Annotated in this window: 18 protein-coding genes; 10 read left to right on the plus strand and 8 right to left on the minus strand. The window is 73.3% G+C overall.

Annotated features, from left to right (window positions below; all coding sequences use genetic code 11):
• Positions 1 to 21 precede the first annotated feature (21 nt).
• Entirely contained in the window at positions 22 to 1,092 is a 1,071-nt protein-coding gene (locus AB0N17_RS19265; protein WP_366012559.1) for an adenosine deaminase, read from the plus strand.
• Here the strand turns inward: AB0N17_RS19265 and AB0N17_RS19270 are convergent.
• The 3 genes from AB0N17_RS19270 to AB0N17_RS19280 all read right to left on the minus strand — a co-directional run bounded on the left by AB0N17_RS19270 (position 1,074) and on the right by AB0N17_RS19280 (position 4,102).
• On the minus strand, positions 1,074 to 1,589 hold the full coding sequence (locus AB0N17_RS19270; RefSeq protein WP_366012560.1) for a DUF664 domain-containing protein: 516 nt from the start codon (positions 1,587 to 1,589) through the stop codon (positions 1,074 to 1,076). The genes AB0N17_RS19265 and AB0N17_RS19270 overlap by 19 nt on opposite strands.
• A gap of 28 nt (positions 1,590 to 1,617) precedes the next feature.
• A complete protein-coding gene (locus AB0N17_RS19275; protein ID WP_366012561.1) occupies positions 1,618 to 3,120 on the minus strand; it encodes a carotenoid oxygenase family protein in 1,503 nt (500 codons plus the stop codon).
• 67 nt (positions 3,121 to 3,187) lie between these two features.
• Positions 3,188 to 4,102 (minus strand): LysR substrate-binding domain-containing protein, encoded by a 915-nt coding sequence (locus AB0N17_RS19280; protein ID WP_366012562.1) that lies wholly within the window; start codon positions 4,100 to 4,102, stop codon positions 3,188 to 3,190.
• 111 nt (positions 4,103 to 4,213) lie between these two features.
• On the opposite strand from AB0N17_RS19280, the gene mgrA reads away from it, so the two are divergent.
• Positions 4,214 to 5,206, plus strand: coding sequence for an L-glyceraldehyde 3-phosphate reductase (mgrA, locus tag AB0N17_RS19285; RefSeq protein ID WP_366012563.1), 993 nt, complete (start codon positions 4,214 to 4,216; stop codon positions 5,204 to 5,206).
• A 32-nt stretch (positions 5,207 to 5,238) separates the two neighbouring features.
• Here the strand turns inward: mgrA and AB0N17_RS19290 are convergent, their stop codons facing one another.
• Both AB0N17_RS19290 and AB0N17_RS19295 read right to left on the minus strand, forming a co-directional pair.
• Positions 5,239 to 5,538 carry a DUF1905 domain-containing protein gene (locus tag AB0N17_RS19290; protein ID WP_366012564.1) on the minus strand — a complete coding sequence of 100 codons (300 nt, stop codon included), beginning with the start codon at positions 5,536 to 5,538 and terminating at the stop codon, positions 5,239 to 5,241.
• Positions 5,539 to 5,633: 95 nt separating this feature from the next.
• The gene (locus AB0N17_RS19295) at positions 5,634 to 6,017 is read right to left on the minus strand and encodes a nuclear transport factor 2 family protein (protein WP_366012565.1); all 384 of its coding nucleotides are present in this window, start codon (positions 6,015 to 6,017) and stop codon (positions 5,634 to 5,636) included.
• A 315-nt stretch (positions 6,018 to 6,332) separates the two neighbouring features.
• Between AB0N17_RS19295 and AB0N17_RS19300 the strand changes: the two genes are divergently transcribed.
• The 4 genes from AB0N17_RS19300 to AB0N17_RS19315 all read left to right on the plus strand — a co-directional run bounded on the left by AB0N17_RS19300 (position 6,333) and on the right by AB0N17_RS19315 (position 10,740).
• Positions 6,333 to 6,743 (plus strand): hypothetical protein, encoded by a 411-nt coding sequence (locus AB0N17_RS19300; RefSeq protein ID WP_366012566.1) that lies wholly within the window; start codon positions 6,333 to 6,335, stop codon positions 6,741 to 6,743.
• Between the two features lie 141 nt (positions 6,744 to 6,884).
• Complete coding sequence (locus tag AB0N17_RS19305) at positions 6,885 to 9,224, plus strand: FHA domain-containing protein (RefSeq protein ID WP_366012567.1); 2,340 nt, start codon at positions 6,885 to 6,887, stop codon at positions 9,222 to 9,224.
• An 8-nt stretch (positions 9,225 to 9,232) separates the two neighbouring features.
• Positions 9,233 to 9,775 (plus strand): hypothetical protein, encoded by a 543-nt coding sequence (locus tag AB0N17_RS19310; protein WP_366012568.1) that lies wholly within the window; start codon positions 9,233 to 9,235, stop codon positions 9,773 to 9,775.
• Entirely contained in the window at positions 9,775 to 10,740 is a 966-nt protein-coding gene (locus AB0N17_RS19315; RefSeq protein ID WP_366012569.1) for a serine/threonine-protein kinase, read from the plus strand. Before AB0N17_RS19310 ends, AB0N17_RS19315 begins: the two co-directional genes overlap by 1 nt.
• Here the strand turns inward: AB0N17_RS19315 and AB0N17_RS19320 are convergent.
• On the minus strand, positions 10,673 to 12,031 hold the full coding sequence (locus tag AB0N17_RS19320) for a streptophobe family protein (RefSeq protein WP_366012570.1): 1,359 nt from the start codon (positions 12,029 to 12,031) through the stop codon (positions 10,673 to 10,675). The genes AB0N17_RS19315 and AB0N17_RS19320 overlap by 68 nt on opposite strands.
• 168 nt (positions 12,032 to 12,199) lie before the next feature.
• On the opposite strand from AB0N17_RS19320, the gene AB0N17_RS19325 reads away from it, so the two are divergent.
• On the plus strand, positions 12,200 to 13,423 hold the full coding sequence (locus AB0N17_RS19325; protein ID WP_366012571.1) for a DUF6777 domain-containing protein: 1,224 nt from the start codon (positions 12,200 to 12,202) through the stop codon (positions 13,421 to 13,423).
• A 115-nt stretch (positions 13,424 to 13,538) separates the two neighbouring features.
• Entirely contained in the window at positions 13,539 to 13,991 is a 453-nt protein-coding gene (locus AB0N17_RS19330) for an ATP-binding protein (protein ID WP_366012572.1), read from the plus strand.
• Between the two features lie 24 nt (positions 13,992 to 14,015).
• Here AB0N17_RS19330 and AB0N17_RS19335 read toward each other — a convergent pair whose 3' ends face one another.
• A complete protein-coding gene (locus AB0N17_RS19335; RefSeq protein ID WP_366012629.1) occupies positions 14,016 to 14,903 on the minus strand; it encodes an RNA polymerase sigma factor SigF in 888 nt (295 codons plus the stop codon).
• Between the two features lie 304 nt (positions 14,904 to 15,207).
• Here AB0N17_RS19335 and AB0N17_RS19340 point away from each other — a divergent pair, with 304 nt between their 5' ends.
• Positions 15,208 to 15,594, plus strand: coding sequence for a helix-turn-helix transcriptional regulator (locus AB0N17_RS19340; RefSeq protein WP_366012573.1), 387 nt, complete (start codon positions 15,208 to 15,210; stop codon positions 15,592 to 15,594).
• A 10-nt stretch (positions 15,595 to 15,604) separates the two neighbouring features.
• Here the strand turns inward: AB0N17_RS19340 and AB0N17_RS19345 are convergent, their stop codons facing one another.
• The gene (locus tag AB0N17_RS19345) at positions 15,605 to 16,810 is read right to left on the minus strand and encodes an epoxide hydrolase (protein ID WP_366012574.1); all 1,206 of its coding nucleotides are present in this window, start codon (positions 16,808 to 16,810) and stop codon (positions 15,605 to 15,607) included.
• Between the two features lie 124 nt (positions 16,811 to 16,934).
• On the opposite strand from AB0N17_RS19345, the gene AB0N17_RS19350 reads away from it, so the two are divergent.
• On the plus strand, positions 16,935 to 17,417 hold the full coding sequence (locus tag AB0N17_RS19350) for a VOC family protein (protein ID WP_366012575.1): 483 nt from the start codon (positions 16,935 to 16,937) through the stop codon (positions 17,415 to 17,417).
• Positions 17,418 to 17,432 lie beyond the last annotated feature (15 nt).

Below are 17,432 nucleotides of genomic sequence, written 5' to 3' on the forward strand. Positions count from 1 at the left end.
CTGCACAAGGAAAGACACGCCATGACTGCTACGCGCGTAGACGCCGAAGTGATCCGCCGCCTCCCCAAGGCGGTGCTGCACGACCACCTCGACGGCGGCCTGCGCCCCGCCACCGTCGTCGAGCTCGCGGCGGCGGTCGGCCACACCCTGCCCACCACCGACCCCGACGAGCTGGCCGCCTGGTACTTCGAGGCCGCCAACTCCGGCGACCTGGTCCGCTACATAGCCACCTTCGAGCACACCCTCGCCGTGATGCAGACCCGCGAGGGCCTGCTGCGGGTCGCCGAGGAGTACGTCCTCGACCTCGCCGCCGACGGTGTCGTCTACGCCGAGGTGCGCTACGCCCCCGAGCTGAACACCCAGGGCGGGCTGTCCCTGAGCGAGGTCGTGGAGACCGTCCAGGAGGGCCTCGCCGCCGGCATGGCCAAGGCGGCCGCCGCCGGCACCCCCGTCCGCGTCGGCACCCTGCTGTGCGGCATGCGGATGTTCGACCGGGTCCGCGAGGCCGCCGACGTGGCCGTCGCCTACCGGGACGCCGGCGTCGTCGGCTTCGACATCGCCGGCGCCGAGGACGGCTTCCCGCCCGCCGACCACCTGGACGCCTTCGAGCACCTGCGCCGCGAGAGCGTGCCCTTCACCATCCACGCCGGTGAGGCGCACGGGCTGCCCAGCATCCACCAGGCCCTGCAGGTGTGCGGCGCCCAGCGCATCGGCCACGGTGTGCGCATCACCGAGGACATCGTGGACGGCAAGCTCGGCCGCCTCGCCTCCTGGGTGCGCGACCGCCGCATCGCCCTGGAGATGTGCCCGACCTCCAACCTGCAGACCGGCTGCGCCACCTCGATCGCGGAGCACCCGATCACCGCGCTGAAGGACCTGGGCTTCCGGGTCACCCTCAACACCGACAACCGGCTGGTCTCGGGGACGACGATGACCCGGGAGATGTCCCTGCTGGTCGAGGAGGCGGGCTGGACGGTCGAGGACCTGCGCACGGTCACGGTGAACGCCCTCAAGAGCGCGTTCATCCCGTTCGACGAGCGCAAGGCCCTCATCGAGGACGTGGTCCTGCCGGGTTACGCGGCGGCGCTCTGAACCAGCCCCCTGAGATAGGCGGCCTGTCCGATGTGCTGAAGGTCGTCGGACAGGACGCTCACCAGGCGGACGCCCAGGGTGACCGGGGGATCCCAGCGCTCGTCCACGATCCGTTCGAGATCCTTGGCGGCGAGACCGCGCAGGGCGCCGAGCGTCTGCTCGTGGACGGCGTCGTGGTACCCGGTCAGCAGGGCGGCCGACTCGACCCGCACCTTCGCGACCTTGGCGGGGCTGTGCCCGTAGCCGGTGTCGTGCCGGGGCAGGTCGAGTCCGAAGCGCTTCTCCCAGTCCTGGGAGAGCCACACCTGGTCGAGGTCGAAGGCGTCGGCGATGTGGTCGTCCTGCACCCGGGTGAGGTGCCAGACGAGCCAGGCGACGGAGTTGGCGTCGGGGGCCGGACGGTGGTGCAGTCCGTCCGGTCCGAGGCCGTCGAGGGCGGCATGGACTTCTTCCTGGATGCGGCCGAAGCCGTCGATGAGGATGTCCTTTGCATGCATACCGTCCACGATCCCAAAGACTCCGCGCTCACGCGTCCGGAATCCAGCTCCCGTGGAAACCGAGCGGCACCCGCCCCGGCAGGTGCACCCGGGCGACCGGCTCGCCGGTGAAGTCCTGCGCGGCGAGGATCAGCAGGTCCGCCGCTCCCCGGTCGGGATCGTGGACGTACGCGATCGCGTATCCGTCGTCCTCGGCGGCCTGCGCGTCCTGCGGATCCCGCGGCACGAAGACCGCCTCGCCCGCCGCCGCCTGCCTCGGCAGCCGGTGCACCTGGGTGCCGCCGCGCAGCAGATCGTGCTTGACGATCGCGTTGGAGAAGGCGCGGTCGGGCGGGGCGCCGCCGTCCGGCGTCAGGTACGCGGCCGTCATATCGGCGGCCGCCGCCGTGTAGCCGAAGCGGTGCCGCCGGGAGACCAGCCCCTCGTGCACGCGGGGGAATTCCTGCGGCCGGTCGTCCAGCACCCGCTGCCGTACGCGCCCGTGCCGCAGGTCGATCGTCCAGCGTTCCAGCCTGGCCGTGCCGGCCGCGTACGGCCCGTCCGAGCCGCGCCCGGCGACGTCGAACGGCGCCGGATAGGACGTCAGGTCCACCACGACGGAGCCGCCCTCGTCGTAGGCGTTGAGGGTGTGCGAGAAGAACACGGGATCGATCGCGAACCAGCGCACCGGCCCTCCGGTCCGCCGCATGACGCCCACGCGGGCCGGGTGGTGCCGGTTCCAGACGTAGGGCACCGGCGCACCGCGCCCGGCGGCCTCCGGGTCGAAGGTGACCGGGATGTCGAAGACGACGACGTGCCGCTCGGTGAGCGCGAAGTCGTGCATCATCGGGGCGTCGGCGACCGGGATCCGGGTCGTGCGCGCGACGCGTCCCGCCGGGTCGACGACCAGGTGCCGGACATGGTCCCAGGCGGGGTAGTAGGCGATCGCGTGCAGCTCACCGGCGTGCGCGTCGAACTTGGTGTGCGCGGTGAACGCCCCCTCCAGCGTGCCCCGGAAGTCGTAGGTGCCCCGGGTGTTCAGCTCGCCGTCGAGTTCGTAGGGCGGCGGGCCGCTCTCCTGCAGGGCGAGGATCCGCCCCCGGTACGGGATCACGTGCGTGTTGCACGCGAAGTCGTCCGGCGGGACGGGACCCGGGTGGGGCTCGCCCAGCTTCTTCGCCACCTGCGAGGAACGCACCCAGCGGTTGCGGTACCACTCGGCCCTGCCGTCGCGCAGCCGGACGCCGTGCACCATGCCCTCCCCGAGCATCCAGTGGTGGGCCCGGGGATCCTCCAGCCCGAGCACGTTGGGCCCGTTGCGCAGGAAGCGGCCGTTCAGCTCGCGCGGCACGCGGCCGGTGACCGGCAGGTCGAAGGCCGTCAGCTCCTCGGTGACGGGCTCGAACGCCCCTTCCAGGAACGGGAAGTGTCGAGGTGCCGGCATCCCGGCCCGGGCCGCGGTGGCCCGGGGTGAGGTGGTGCCCGCCAGTGCGCCCGCCGCCGCGCACCCGGCCGCGCCGCGCAGCACGGTGCGCCGTGTGTGTTCCGCCATGTCGTCTGCTCCTGACCGTCGTCATCGTGGCCGACGGTCATGAGTCTGCGGCGGCGGACGGCCGGAATCAGGAGGGCTGGGCCCCCTCCGGGGGTGGTGCCAGGTCCCCGGTCTCCAGGAGGGTGACGAGCGCGCGGGCGGCGGGACTGGTGGCCCGGTCCGGCGGCAGCAGGGCCACGGTCTCGTACTCCGTCGCGCCCGCGCCCTTCAGCGGCAGCGCCGTGAGCGAGGGCCGCTTGTGCCGGAAGTGCCGGGGTACGACCGCGATCCCCAGGTTCTCGTCGACCAGGTCCAGCAGACTGTGCACGTCGTTGACCTCCAGCGCGACCGTGCGCCGGACTCCGGCCGCGGTGAAGGCGGCGTCGGTGGTGCGGCGCGGGCCCCAGTCCGGGTGGAAGTCGACGAAGACCTCCCCGGCGAGGTCGTCCGGGGCCAGGACGGCCGCGGCCGAGGCGAGGCGGTGGCTCGGATGGCACAGCACGGTCATCGGCTCGCTGGTCAGCGCCACCGAGCGCAGCTGGTCGCTGTCGTCCTGGGTGCGGTAGGCGAAGGCCAGGTCGAGCCGGCCGGCCGCGACCTCCTCGGCCAGCGCGAGGGAGCCGGCCTGCCGCAGCCGGATCTCCACGTCCGGGTGCCGGCCCCGGAACGCGGCCAGCAGCCGGGCCACGTGCACCCCGGCGATGCACTGCTCGGTGCCGAGCGCCAGCGTGCCGCGCAGCACGCCCTGGACCGCCGCCACCGCCTCGTGGGCCGAACGCACCTGAGCCAGGATCCGCTCGGCCTCCGCCAGCAGCGCCCGGCCCGCCTCGGTGAGCGTCACCCGCCGGGTGGTGCGGACGAACAGCGGTGCCCGCAGCTCCCGCTCCAGCGCCCGGATGGACGCCGACAGGCCCGACTGGGACACCATCAGGCGTTCCGCGGCCCGGGTGAAGTGCTGGTCCTCGGCGACCGCGACGAAGTGCTGGAGATGGCGCAGTTCCATGATTGAGAAGCCTAACCGCACAATTCCATCGGATTCTTCTGTTGGACCACTGCCCGGGCTCCGGGGAAGAGTGGAAGCGGTAGATCGTCTGCCCACCCCTCTGGAGTCGCGTTGTACACCGCACACCCCGACCGCTACGCCGACATGCCCTACCGGCGCACCGGCCGCAGCGGCCTGAAGCTCCCCGCGCTGTCGCTCGGCCTGTGGCACAACTTCGGACCGGACCGGCCCGTCGAGACCCAGCGGGCCATCCTGCGCCGCGCCTTCGACCTCGGCATCACCCACTTCGACCTGGCGAACAACTACGGCCCGCCGCCCGGCGCCGCCGAGTCGGCCCTCGGCGAGGCCCTGAAGGCGGACCTCGCGCCGTACCGCGACGAGCTGGTCGTCTCCACCAAGGCCGGCTACCTGATGTGGCCCGGCCCCTACGGCGAGTGGGGCTCGCGCAAGTACCTGCTGTCCTCGCTGGACCAGAGCCTCGCCCGCATGGGCCTCGACCACGTCGACATCTTCTACTCGCACCGCCCCGACCCGGACACTCCGCTGGAGGAGACGATGGGCGCGCTGCACTCGGCGGTGCAGCAGGGCAAGGCGCTGTACGTCGGCGTCTCCAACTACTCGCCGGAGCAGACCCGCGACGCCGCCCGCATCCTCGCCGAGCTCGGCACCCCGCTCCTCATCCACCAGCCGCGCTACTCGATGCTCGACCGCCGGCCCGAGGAGCAGGGCCTCCTCACCACGCTGGACGAGCTGGAGATCGGCTCCATCGTCTACTCCCCGCTGGAGCAGGGCCTGCTCACCGGCCGCTACCTCGACGGCATCCCGGAGGGTTCCCGGGCGGCGAGCGACAGCCCCTTCCTGAACTCGGACGCGGTCACCGAGGACCTGGTCGCCCGCCTGCGGGCCCTCGACGAGATCGCCAAGTCCCGCGGCCAGACGCTGGCCCAGCTGGCGCTGGCCTGGGTGCTGCGCGGCGGCCGGGTCACCTCCGCGCTGATCGGCGCGAGCAGCCCGCAGCAGGTCGAGGACAGCGTCGGCGCCGTCCGCAACCTCGACTTCGACGCCGAGGAACTGGCCCGGATCGACGCCATCGTGCGGCCGTAGGACGGGCCCGCCCCGGGCACGGCGGAGGAGGGCTACGAACGGAGCCGCTGCCGCAGGTGCACGGTCACCGTGTCGCCCTCCTCCTTGCCGATCGCCCAGCGGATCTCGGTCCGCACCGGCAGTTTGTGGGTGCCGTCGCCCAGGGCCATGAAGGAGCTGCGGAACGGATGGCCGTCGATCGTCCCGCGGACCTTGACCACTCCCCGGGTGCCGAAGAAGTCGGCGGACCGCGGCCAGACGACGTAGGTCCAGCCGCCGTGCTGGTGGCTCTTGCGCAGGACGGCGGTGAACTCCACGTCCACCCGCTCGCTCGTCCGTGGGGTGTCGGTCATCTCGTTCCTCCGCGCGCGGTGCTCTGTGCGGGTGCGTTGCGCACCCACCGGAAGAGACCGCCGCGCGCGGCGAAACTCATCGCGGGCGCCGGGCCTCAGACGCCCGTCGGCACCCGGTCGAGGAACCCCAGCACCTGACGGATCCGGCCCTCCTCGTCCAGCGTGACGACGTCGAACCCGGCCACCGGCGCCGTTCCGTCGGCCTCGTTGACCAGCTCCCAGCCGAAGCGGGCGGTGTCGTGGTGTCCGTCCACCGTGCCGAGGGGGCGGAAGACGAACCCCGGGAACTGCTCGTGGGCCGCGGCGATCACGGCCGCGACGCCCTCGTGCCCGCGGACGTCGGCGAGCGGGTCGGTGTAGCCGCCGTCCGCGGTCCACGCGGCGGCGACCGCCTTCTTCAGCGCCTCCGGCTCGGTGGCGTTCCAGGCCTCGAAGTAACGGGCGGCGGCGGTCTCGTGACGGTCGGTGGTCGCGGACATGGTGAATCAGCCTCCATCGAGGTTGTCTCAGCTGGTCGGACCCGGATCCCGGCGTTCGCCGATCCGGTGTGACCACCATGCCGGAAGGCCGTGGAGCGGGTCGATTACCTCCCTGGTCATGCGCGGGCGGGCCCGCGCCCCAGCACATTCCGGCCAGAACGGGCGGTGAATATGCCAACAGACTGGCCGGAAAGTCATGGTGACAGTGTTTCGGGAGTGGCGATACTCGAACATCAGGGGCACTTCACCGCACAGGAGCCGCACGGAGAGCGAGGTACCGCCCGGCACACCGGCGAGGCGACGGGGGAGTGAGACGTGCACGACGAATTCCTGTGCCATGTCACGGCGTACGGCATGTGCGACGGCCGGCGCATCGGCGTACCGCTCGGCACCTATCGCGCGCCGACGCTGGCCCTGGCCCTGTGGTGGCTGCGGGACCGGGCGTCCTGGATCGCCGAGCGGCTCGACCCGGACCCGGGGGATCCCGCCTTCCCCTCGGGTGCGCTGGCGCCGGTGGCGGAGACGGTGGCCGACGTGCCCGCCCTGCTGCGCGCCTGGTGCGCCGACGACGCCCGGCAGGAGCTGGTCGCCGAGAAGCTGGCGGACGGACGGCTGGTGCGGATCGCGGCCAGCGACGACACCACCGAGTACGAGCTGCTCGCCGAGTCCGTCGACGCCCTCCGCATGCAGCGCACGCTGCCGGCGCTCGTCGTGCCCGTCGCCTGACACGTGTCGGCGCGTGCCGGCCCCCGGTCCGCGCGCCAGGAGCGAGCGGGCGCACAGACCCACGCGCGCACGGGCGTACAGGCCGAACGAGCGCACAGGCCGAGCGGGCACACATGTGAACGAATCGGTACAATTTTGACCATGGCGGAGCGGCCGGTCGCCCCGACGGCACCCGAACTCGTCCTGGAGACCGACTCGGGCTCCACGGTGATGAGCCCGGGGCACGACTACCACGTCGGACGCGATCCGTTGAGCGACATCGTCCTCGACGATGCCCGGGTCTCGTGGCACCACGCGGTGCTGCGCTGCGACGACGACCGGTGGACCCTGACGGACCGGGACAGCACCAACGGCACCTACGCCGACGGCCGCCGGATCGCGGAATGGGGCGTGCGCCCCGGGAGCGTGATCCGGTTCGGCAGCCCCGCCGACGGCCCCCGGGCCGTGCTGGTCGACGCCCCGCCACCGGCTCCCGACCGCCCCGCGGCGGTGCTGGTGCCCGAGCTGACCGGCGCCTTCCGCCGGCCCAGCAGCGTCCGCCCGCTGCCCGCACGCACCGTCCGCATCGGCCGGGCCGCCGACAACGACCTCGTCGTCGACGACCTGTCCGTCTCCCGCCGGCACGCCGAACTGCGCGCCCGCGCGGACGGCACGTACGAGATCTGCGACCTCGGCAGCCACAACGGCACGTACCTCAACGGCCGGCCCGTCACCCGTGCCCCCGTCGGCCCCGGCGACATCGTCGGCATCGGCCACTCCGCGTTCTGCCTGGCCGGAGACGAACTCCAGGAGTACGTCGACACCGGCGAGGTCTCCCTCGACGTCCAGGACCTCACCGTCGCCGTCGACCGTGGCCGCACGGTGCTCCTCGACCACGTCTCCTTCCCGGTGGGGGAGAAGTGCCTGCTCGCCGTGGTCGGGCCGAGCGGCGCCGGCAAGTCCACGCTGCTGAACGCCCTGACCGGACAACGGCCCGCCGACCGCGGCACCGTGCTGTACGACGGCCGCGACCTCTACCACGACTACGCCGAGCTGCGCCGGCGCATCGGCCTCGTCCCGCAGGAGGACATCCTGCACCCGCAGCTCACCGTCCGCGCCGCCCTCATCTACGCCGCGGAACTGCGCTTCCCGGAGGACACCGCCCCGGTCGAACGACGCGCCCGGGTGGACGAGGTGATCCAGGAACTGGGACTGCAGCAGCGCGCCGGCCAGCCCGTGCACAGCCTCTCCGGCGGGCAGCGCAAGCGGGTCAGCGTGGCCCTGGAACTGCTCACCAAACCCTCGCTGCTCTTCCTGGACGAGCCGACCTCCGGACTGGACCCCGGCATGGACCGGTCCGTGATGCACATGCTGCGCGGCCTCGCCGACGACGGCCGCACGGTGATCGTGGTGACGCACAGCGTCCTCAGCCTCGGCGTCTGCGACCGCCTCCTGGTCCTGGCCCCCGGCGGCAAGGTCGCCTACTACGGCCCGCCCGGCGACGCCCTGGCCTTCTTCGGCCACGAGCACTGGCCGGAGGCCTTCGAGGCCTTCGACCGCGACCAGGAGCGTGACTGGGCCCGGGAGTACCGCGAGTCGCCGTTCCACCGGCACTACATAGCCCAGGCCACCAGCCGGCCCCACCACCCCGGCCCGGCCCCCGTCGACCCGGTGCCCCCGCCACGCCCGCGCAGGGCGCGCGCCCAGCTCACCACGCTGGTCCGCCGCTACACCGCCGTGCTGAGCTCCGACCGCACCTTCCTCTTCGTCATGGTCGCCCTGCCGTTCGTGATGGGCGCCATGGCCCGGGCCCTGGCGGGCAGCCGGCTGACCCGCGACACCGCGCTGGACGCGCTGCTCATCCTGTGCGTCGGCGCCGTGCTCACCGGCGCCGCCAACGCGGTCCGCGAACTGGTCAAGGAACGCACCGTCTACCGGCGCGAGCGCGCCGTCGGCCTGCCGAGATCCGCCTATCTGATGTCCAAGGTGGTGGTGCTCGGCACGGTCACGGTCGCCCAGGCCGTCGTCCTCACCCTGGTCGCCCTGCTCGGCGTCGACCTGAACGTCCCCGGCGGCAGCGGCGTCCTGATGCCACCGCTCGCCGAGCTCACCCTCGCCGTGGCGCTGCTGGCGTTCACGGCGATGATGCTCGGGCTGCTCGTCTCCGCCCTGGTGCGCAAGGAGGAGGTGACGATGCCGCTGCTGGTGCTGCTCGCCATCGTCCAGGTCGTCTTCTGCGGAGCCCTGCTCACGCTGGACGGGGTGCCCGGCCTCGAACAGCTGTCCTGGCTCGTGCCCTCCCGCTGGGCCTTCGCCGCCATGGCCGGCACCGTCGGCCTGTCCCGCACCGTGCCCGGCCCGCGGACGGCCGACCCCCTGTTCCGGCACACGACGGGGATCTGGCTGCTGGACCTGGCCATGCTGCTGGTGCTCTCCGCAGGCTACGGCTTCGCGGTCGCCCGGCTGCTGCGCCGGCAGGAGCCGGCCGTGATGCGGACCTAGGCGGCGCCATGAAGAGACCCGCGTTCCGCCCCACCCACGTGGTCCCGCCGCGGGGCATGCCCGCCTGGGAGGCCCCGGACCCGGCCCGGCCCACCGTGCCCCTCGACCCGTTGCTGCCGGTGCAGCTCGTGGAACGGCGCGGCGACTGGGGGCAGATCCGCTGTGCCAACGGCTGGGCCGCCTGGGTCGACGGCCGCCGGCTGGTCGCCGTACCCGAGGACCCGCCCGCCGCCGACGGCCCCGACGGCACCGCCGATCCCCGTCCGCTGCTGGCCCGCGCCGAAAAGGCCCTGGCCGCCTACCGGTCCGCGGTGGAGGAGCTGGCCGCCGGCGCGCTGGACGGCGAGGACTTCGCGGACCGCACCCGGGACCTGCGGATCGGGCTCGTCGTCGACGGCGAGTCGATGTGGCTGTACGACCCCGAGGAAGGCCGGTGGGTGTACGGCGACGGACGGCGGCTGACCACCTACGCCACCGACCGGACCGTCACCGGCGCCCAGGACACCGGGCACGCCCCGACCCGGCTGGTCGCACCCGAGGGCGAACGCTGATGGCGGGCGGGACCGGCCTCCTCTCCGGCCGCACCCCGGATCCGATCGGCCGCCGGGTGGCGAACTACCTGATCGAGAGCGAGGTGGGGCGCGGCGGCATGGCCGTCGTCTACCGCGCCCGCGACCTGCGGCTGGACCGCACGGTCGCGCTCAAGCTGCTGGCGCCGGAACTGGCCCGCGACGACACCTTCCGCCGGCGCTTCGTCCAGGAGTCCCAGACGGCCGCGGCGATCGACCATCCGCACATCGTGCCGGTCTTCGACGCCGGCGAGACGGACGGAGTGCTCTACATCGCCATGCGCTACGTCTCCGGGAGCGACCTGCGCCACCTCCTCGACCTGCGCGGAGCGCTGCCGCTGCCCGACGCGGTCCGGATCGCCGCACAGGTGGCCTCCGCCCTGGACGCCGCCCACGAGCACGGGCTGGTCCACCGGGACGTCAAGCCCGGCAACATCCTGGTCGCCGAGGGAATCGACAGCGACCACCCCGAGCACGTGTACCTCACCGACTTCGGGCTCACCAAGAAGTCGCTGTCGCTGACCGGGTTCACCAGCGTCGGCCAGTTCGTCGGCACCCTCGACTACGTGGCCCCCGAGCAGATCACCGGCCGCCCGGTCGACGGCCGCTGCGACGTGTACGGCCTCGCCTGCGTCGTCTACGAGACCCTCACCGGCCGTCCGCCGTTCCGGCGCGAGGACGACCTGGCCCTGCTGTGGGCCCACCAGCACGACGAACCGCCCCCGCCGAGCGTGGCGCGCCCCGGCCTCCCCGCGGCCGTGGACGCCGTCTTCGCCAAGGCCCTCGCCAAGAGCCCCGACGCCCGCCACGACACCTGCCTCGCCTTCGTCACCGCCTTGCGCGCCCCCGCACCGACCGTCCCCGGCGCGCTCTGCGGGGTCAGCCCTCCGACGGCGGCCCCGGGCCCTCCGCGCTGGGCCGAGCCGGTGTTCCACGGCGGGAGGTGAGGGGCGAGGAGTTCCCGGCACCGCTCATGTCACCCCGGCGCAGGACCGGGCGGGCCAGCAGGCCGCCCAGGAAGCCGGCGACCAGGCCCCACAGCGCGCCGAGGCCCACCGCCTGCCACAGCCGGGGCATGAGGTACACCTCGCCGGACAGCCCGCCGCCGAGGTCGCCGATCCCGAGCAGGGACAGACCGTAGTGCGCCGACACGCGCGCCAGCAGACCGATCATCAGCACCGTCAGGGCCAGCGCGACGGCCAGCTGCACGGCGTGCTGCCAGGGCCGGACCCGGGCCGGTGAACGGGCCGCCATCCGGACGGCCACGGCGAGCAGCAGTACGGCGTCCACGACCACCAGCCACCACCAGCGGCCGTCGTACGCCGTGAGCGAGCGCAGGTTCAGCTCCGAGACGTCCGGGGTGCGCAGGATCGCGTCCAGGACGTGCGGCATCGGCAGCCCGAACGGGCCGTCGACGCGGCCGTTCCAGGTCGCCCCCAGGCCGACGGTGAGGGCCGGCCAGGCCAGATTGGGCAGCCCCAGCAGGATCAGCGCGAGGACCGCTGGCGCGTTCCCGCGGACGGCCGCCGTGATCAGCGCGGTGACCAGGCCGATGACGACATAGGCGAGCAGCAGGACCACCATCGCGTGCGCCGCCGGCCGCACCGTCTCCTGGCAGCGCAGCAGCCGCCCCGGCAGCGGCGCCCCGCGCGCGACCAGCAGGGCGAGGATCAGCACTCCGGCCAGCCACATCAGCCCGAACAGCACGGTCAGCGGCACGTCCGTGGTGAACCCGACCCGCGGCGAGACGTCGAACAACCCGGCGAGGCCGCTGAGGATGCCGTTGCCCACGTCGACGGCGAAGGTCTGCCGGGCGACGAGGGCCAGACCGATCAGGACGAGCAGCCACAGCACCGCGATCCGGGCGGCCCACCCCGCCAGTTCCCGGGCCGAGGCCACCGCCCGGTGCCGCAGCGGACGCAGGAAGCCCGCGCCGATCGGCAGGGCGCCGGCGAGCGTCACCGACAGCGGGATGACGGTGAGGCCGGCCCGGCTCTCCGCCAGGGCGCCCGCGTTCCCGGACAGCTCCAGGCTGCCGCCGACGGCCGCGACCACGGTCGCCGCCACCACCCGCGGGAACGCGCCGTCCGGCAGATCCGCGGCTCCGGCCGCCCACAGCCCCAGCGCCGCCGCCAGCACCATGACCGCCACCCCGCTCAGCACGGCGGCCACGGCCTGCGCCCAGCCGTGGCGGGCGGCGGGCCGCGCGGAGACGGGTGGAGGGCTCACGCCTGCCACGCTAAGCAGCGCGGGGGCGCCCCGCCCGCCGGGAGGGCCGTCCGCGTCGGCTTGCGGGCCCGTCGGCCCTGCGGCACACAATGGGATCGACGTGCATTCGTGTACAGCGAACGGGACTTGACCGAGCCAAGCCGCGCATCGCGACGATCGCGACGGGAAGAAGTGCTCGTGAGCGTCGAACCTCCGTCCTCCGGCCGCCCCACCGGGCCGCCCCCCGGGCCGCTGTCGGGGTCGTCCCGCCCGCCCTCCGGACCACCGCCCCCGCTGCCGCCGCCGGGCGGCGGTCCCGGTGCGCAGGGTCCGCACGGGCCGTGGTGGAAGTCGGTTCCGCGCATGGCGGCGCTCACCGTCGCCGTGGTCGCCGCCGTCGTCCTCGCGATCGTCTTCACCCGTCCGGGCGGCGGCTCCGCCAAGGGCGAAGTCTTCCTGCAGTCGGCGGGCAGCGCCGGCCGGGATCCCTTCACGCGGTCGACCGCGAGACAGAGCTCCGTCCCGCCGCCCACCGCCTCGGCCGTCCCCTCGGGGGCGGCCCACGAGCTGCAGGGGGTGCAGGGCGGCGCCCCCGGGCTGTACAGCGGCACCCGGGACACCCCCGCCTGTGACGTGGAGAAGCAGGTCAGGGCCCTGCAGGGCGATGCGGCGAAGACCCGGGCGTTCGCCTCCGCGGCCGGTGTCCGGCCGTCCGGGGTGCCCGCGTTCCTGCGCTCACTGACGCCGGTCCAGCTGCGGGTCGACACCCGCGTCACCAATCACGGCTACCGCGCCGGAACCGTCACCGCCTACCAGTCCGTCCTGCAGGCGGGCACCGCCGTCCTCGTGGACGGGCACGGCATGCCCCGGGTGCGCTGCGCGTCCGGCAGCCCACTGACCCCGCCCGTGGCCCAGCGGACCGCGCCGAAGCAGATCGGTCCCCGCTGGTCGTCGTTCCGGCCCTCGAACGTGATCGTGGTGACGCCCGCGCCGACGGTCGTCGACGTCTTCGTGCTGTACGACCCCCACCACGGCGACTGGTTCCACCGCCACCGCGGCGACGTCACCGGCCACCGCGACCAGCATGCCCGGCCGCCGGCCGACCCGCACCCCTGGACCCGCCCGGCACCGTCGCCGGCGCCCTCTCCCCACGGGACGAGTCCCTCCGCACCCTCCGGCAGGACCAGCCCGCCCTCGTCGCCCTCGCCGCCCGTTTCGCCCCCTTCCCCCTTCTCGCCCTCCTCTCCCTCCTCTCCCTCCTCTCCCTCCTCTCCTTCTGCGCCCACGCCGTCCTCCCCGTCCTCGGAGGAACCGGGGACGCCGTCAGGGGAGACGTCCGGCCCGCCTCCCGGGGCCTCGCCCGAGTCCGTGCCCGCTCCCGCCACCTCCGGAACGGCCCAGCAGTCCCCGCAGACCTCGTGACTCTCACCACTGTGCGCGGTGGGCGAACGCTTCGGGGGACTGCTGGGCCCAGCTCTGGGTACGAGGACAGGTGCAACTGACGACCGGCCGCACCGGGCTTTCCGAGAGAGACAGCATGACCGAGTACCTGGGCGGGGCAGTGATACCGACTGGTTTCGACGTACCCGTGGAGCCGCTGCGACGCGCGGCGCACTACACCGGCGAGCCCGGCTGCATCGCGGAGGCACGCACCTTCGCGGCGCGGTTTCTGGAGCAGCTGCGCACCGAGTGGTGCGCGCCCGCCGACAGCCGCGCCGGCGGCGAGCTTCTGCTGCTCGTGAGCGAGCTGGTCACCAACGCCGACCAGCACAGCGACGGCCCGTACATCCTGGAGCTGGAGGGCACCGACAGCGCCGTCACGGTGTCCGTGTACGACAGCAGCCCCGCCCTGCCCCGGCGCTATCCGAAGAACCCCGAGCGCGTGGGCCGGCACGGCCTGGAGATCGTGCACGCGCTGGCCTTGGAGGTCGCGGTGGAACGCGTCCCCGTGGGCAAGCGCGTGCGGGCCCGCTTCGCGCTCAAGCGCTGACCGGCGGGCCCGCCGCCGGCGCCGTCAGGCGCAGCCCAGCTCGCCGAGCATGCCCCGGCGCAGCCGGGTGATGATCCGCTTGATCAGCCGGGAGACGTGCATCTGGGAGCAGCCGAGCCGTTCCCCGATCTCCGCCTGGGTGGCCTCCTCGACGAACCTCATATGGATGATCTGCCGGTCGCGGTCGCTCAGCTCGGCCATGAGCGGGGCCAGCGCGTGGAAGTCCTCGACGAGCCGCAGCCCCTCCTCCTCCACGCCGATGAAGTCGGCGAGCACCGCCTCGCCGTCCTCGGGCCCGTCGCCGGTGAGCGCGGCGTCCAGGGACGAGGAGTTGTAGCCGTTGGAGGCGAGCTGGCCCTCGACGACCTCGGCCTCGGAGATGTTCATCAGGGTGGCCAGCTCGGTGACCGTCGGGTTCCGGTCCAGCCGGCTGGACAGTTCCTCGCGTGCCTTGGCCAGCTCCACCCGGAGCTCCTGCAGCCGCCGCGGCACGTGCACGGCCCAGGTGGTGTCCCGGAAGAACCGCTTGATCTCGCCCACGATGTACGGCAGCGCGAAGGAGGTGAACTCGACCTCCCGCGCCAGCTCGAACCGGTCGATGGCCTTGATCAGGCCGATCATGCCGGTCTGGACGATGTCCTCCATGTCGTCGCCGCGGCCGCGGAACCGTCCGGCCGCGAACCGCACCAGCGACATGTTCATCTCGATGAGGGTGTTGCGCGCGTACTGGTACTCGTGCGTGCCCTCCTCCAGCTCGGTGAGCCGGCGGAAGAACTGGCGGGACAGCGCGCGTGCGTCACGCGGCGCGACGGACGTGGGGTCCGCGATGCCGGGCAGGGTTCCCTCGCCCGACCTGTCCTGCTCGGACCTCTCGACGGCCTCTGCTTCCGACCGGATCCCGGCGGTGTTCATTACCTCTCCCACGAAAGTCACGGTTCGACGTCCGCCGCCTCTCCCTCTGCGGCGGGTCCAGGTCCGTTCCCAGCTGTCATGCGCGCTCCTGCGGGTACCCGTCATCCGGTGTTTCATGCGCCCGCACGAAGCCGCTCACCGGGCGGGTACCCCTCGTCACGGACCGCATGCACGCGCGCACGCGGTCTGGCGGGAAACCGCCGCTCCCTCCTCCGCACCCCGCTGAACTGCCCCGCCTCCGGTTTCCCTCAGGGCGCAACGCCGGCCCCTTGTCCCACCGCACCCGTCTCCTAGGCTGACCGGAATGAGCGATCAGGTGAGCAACGAAGCCCGAGTCATCCCCCTGCGGCCCGCGCCCGCCCGCCCGGACGTGCGGCGGGCCGAGCCCGCGGAACCCCTGTGGCGCGATCTGGTCGGCGACGTGCTGCGCCGCGAGCGGCGGGCGCAGGAACGCACGCTCAAGGACGTCGCCGACACGGCCCGGATCTCGCTGCCCTATCTGTCCGAGATCGAGCGCGGCCGCAAGGAGGCCTCCTCGGAGGTCCTCGCGGCCGCCGCCCGCGCCCTCGGCCTGGGCCTCGGCGATCTGCTGTCGCAGGCGCACGGCGAGCTGACCCGGCGGACGACGGCGGCGACCCCCGTACGCCGGACGGCCGCCCGGCCGCACAACGGCCTCTGCCTGGCCGCCTGACCCCCGGCGGTCAGCCCGCGCCCGGCTCCCGAAGCCGCCGGAAGAACGCCCGGACGTCGCCGACCAGCAGATCCGGTTCCTCCATGGCCGCGAAGTGCCCGCCCCGGTCGAACTCGGTCCAGCGCACGAGGTTCTCGGTCCGCTCCGCCTTGTGCCGCAGCGGGATCTGGGGCTCGGCCGGGAACAGGGCGAGGGCGGTCGGCGCCGACGACGGCTCGGCGGGCCGGGCGGTACGGCCGGCGGCGTGCGCCCGCTCGTAGTAGATACGGCCGGACGAACCGGCCGTCCCGGTCAGCCAGTACAGCATCACGTTGGTCAGCAGCCGGTCCCGGTCCACCGCCTCCTCGGGCAGCTCCTCGGAGTCGGTCCACTCCCGGAACTTCTCGACGATCCAGGCGAGCTGGCCGACGGGCGAGTCCGTCAGGGCGTAGGCCAGGGTGTGCGGACGGGTGGACTGCAGGACGGCGTACCCGGTGCCCTCGCGCGACCAGTCCGCCCAGCCGCGCCAGGACCGCAGCGTCCGCTCCCGCTCCTCGGGGTCCAGCGCGGCCAGCTCCTGTGCGGTCGGCTCGGTGGCCGCGTGCGCGCCGGGCAGCAGATTGAGATGGACGCCGATCACCCGGTCCGGGTGGGCCCGGCCCAGCTCGCGGGAGATCGCCGCACCCCAGTCGCCGCCCTGCGCACCGAACCGCTCGTAACCGAGCCGCCGCATCAGCTCGGCCCAGGCGTCGGCGACCCGGCCCGCCTCCCAGCCCGGCTCCGTGGTGGGCCCGGACAGCCCGAAGCCGGGGATGCCCGGCACGACGACGTGGAAGGCGTCCGCCGCGTCCCCGCCGTGCGCCACCGGGTCGGTGAGCGGTCCGACCACGTCCAGGAACTCCACGATCGAGCCCGGCCAGCCGTGGGTCAGGACCAGCGGGGTGGCGTCCGGCTCGGGGGAGCGCACATGCGCGAAGTGGACGCTCGCTCCGTCGACGGTGGTGGTGAACTGCGGCCACGCGTTCAGTCGCGCCTCGGCGGCTCGCCAGTCGTACGTGTGCCGCCAGTAGCGCGCCAGTTCCCGCAGGTAGCCGGCCGGGACGCCGTACTCCCAGCCGGCCCCGGGCAGTTCGGCGGGCCAGCGGGTGCGGTCGAGGCGGTCGTGGAGGTCGTCCAGGTCGCTCTGCGGGACCGACAGCCGGAAGGGCTCGATGCGTTCGGCAGATGTGGAAGCCATGATCGGGATGCTAGGCGGGGCCGCCGTTCACCCGTGGGGATTATTCGGCGGCCCGGCCGATGAGTTCCGCGGCGAGGACCGGTCGACAGTGGTGACCGCGTTTCCCCCGCCCCAGGAGGTACCCATGACCACCGACGGATTCACCACGTGCCTGTGGTTCGACGGCCGGGCCGAGGAGGCCGCGGAGTTCTACGTGTCGGTCTTCAAGAACTCCAGCCTCGGCCGCGTCAGCCGCTACACCGACGCAGGGCCCGGCCGGACCGGTTCCGTGCTGACCGTCGAGTTCACGGCCAACGGCCAGAAGTTCGTCGCGCTCAACGGCGGCCCCCAGTTCACGTTCAACGAGGCCGTCTCCTTCCAGATCCTGTGCGCCGACCAGGCGGAGATCGACCACTACTGGGCCAAGCTCACCGAGAACGGCGGCGAGCACGGGCCGTGCGGCTGGCTCAAGGACCGGTTCGGCGTCTCCTGGCAGGTCGTCTACGACCGGCTGCCCGAGATGATCCACGACGACGACCCGGCGAGGATGGACCGGGTCATGAAGGCCATGATGGCGATGGGCAAGCTGGAGGTCGCCGCGCTGGAGAGGGCGTACGCGGGAGACTGAGCAGGTTCCGGGCCG

The sequence above is a fragment of the Streptomyces sp. NPDC051133 genome (assembly GCF_040682635.1).
Classification (GTDB): Bacteria; Actinomycetota; Actinomycetes; order Streptomycetales; family Streptomycetaceae; genus Streptomyces.

Coding starts and splice junctions, on each gene's coding strand:
- AB0N17_RS19265 (WP_366012559.1), top strand. CDS start 22: ATGACTGCTACGCGCGTAGACGCCGAAGTGATCCGCCGCCTCCCCAAG.
- AB0N17_RS19350 (WP_366012575.1), top strand. CDS start 16,935: ATGACCACCGACGGATTCACCACGTGCCTGTGGTTCGACGGCCGGGCC.
- AB0N17_RS19330 (WP_366012572.1), top strand. CDS start 13,539: ATGACCGAGTACCTGGGCGGGGCAGTGATACCGACTGGTTTCGACGTA.
- AB0N17_RS19310 (WP_366012568.1), top strand. CDS start 9,233: ATGAAGAGACCCGCGTTCCGCCCCACCCACGTGGTCCCGCCGCGGGGC.
- AB0N17_RS19335 (WP_366012629.1), bottom strand. CDS start 14,903: ATGAACACCGCCGGGATCCGGTCGGAAGCAGAGGCCGTCGAGAGGTCC.
- AB0N17_RS19295 (WP_366012565.1), bottom strand. CDS start 6,017: ATGTCCGCGACCACCGACCGTCACGAGACCGCCGCCGCCCGTTACTTC.
- AB0N17_RS19340 (WP_366012573.1), top strand. CDS start 15,208: ATGAGCGATCAGGTGAGCAACGAAGCCCGAGTCATCCCCCTGCGGCCC.
- AB0N17_RS19275 (WP_366012561.1), bottom strand. CDS start 3,120: ATGGCGGAACACACACGGCGCACCGTGCTGCGCGGCGCGGCCGGGTGC.
- AB0N17_RS19315 (WP_366012569.1), top strand. CDS start 9,775: ATGGCGGGCGGGACCGGCCTCCTCTCCGGCCGCACCCCGGATCCGATC.
- AB0N17_RS19305 (WP_366012567.1), top strand. CDS start 6,885: ATGGCGGAGCGGCCGGTCGCCCCGACGGCACCCGAACTCGTCCTGGAG.
- AB0N17_RS19290 (WP_366012564.1), bottom strand. CDS start 5,538: ATGACCGACACCCCACGGACGAGCGAGCGGGTGGACGTGGAGTTCACC.
- AB0N17_RS19345 (WP_366012574.1), bottom strand. CDS start 16,810: ATGGCTTCCACATCTGCCGAACGCATCGAGCCCTTCCGGCTGTCGGTC.
- AB0N17_RS19270 (WP_366012560.1), bottom strand. CDS start 1,589: ATGCATGCAAAGGACATCCTCATCGACGGCTTCGGCCGCATCCAGGAA.
- AB0N17_RS19280 (WP_366012562.1), bottom strand. CDS start 4,102: ATGGAACTGCGCCATCTCCAGCACTTCGTCGCGGTCGCCGAGGACCAG.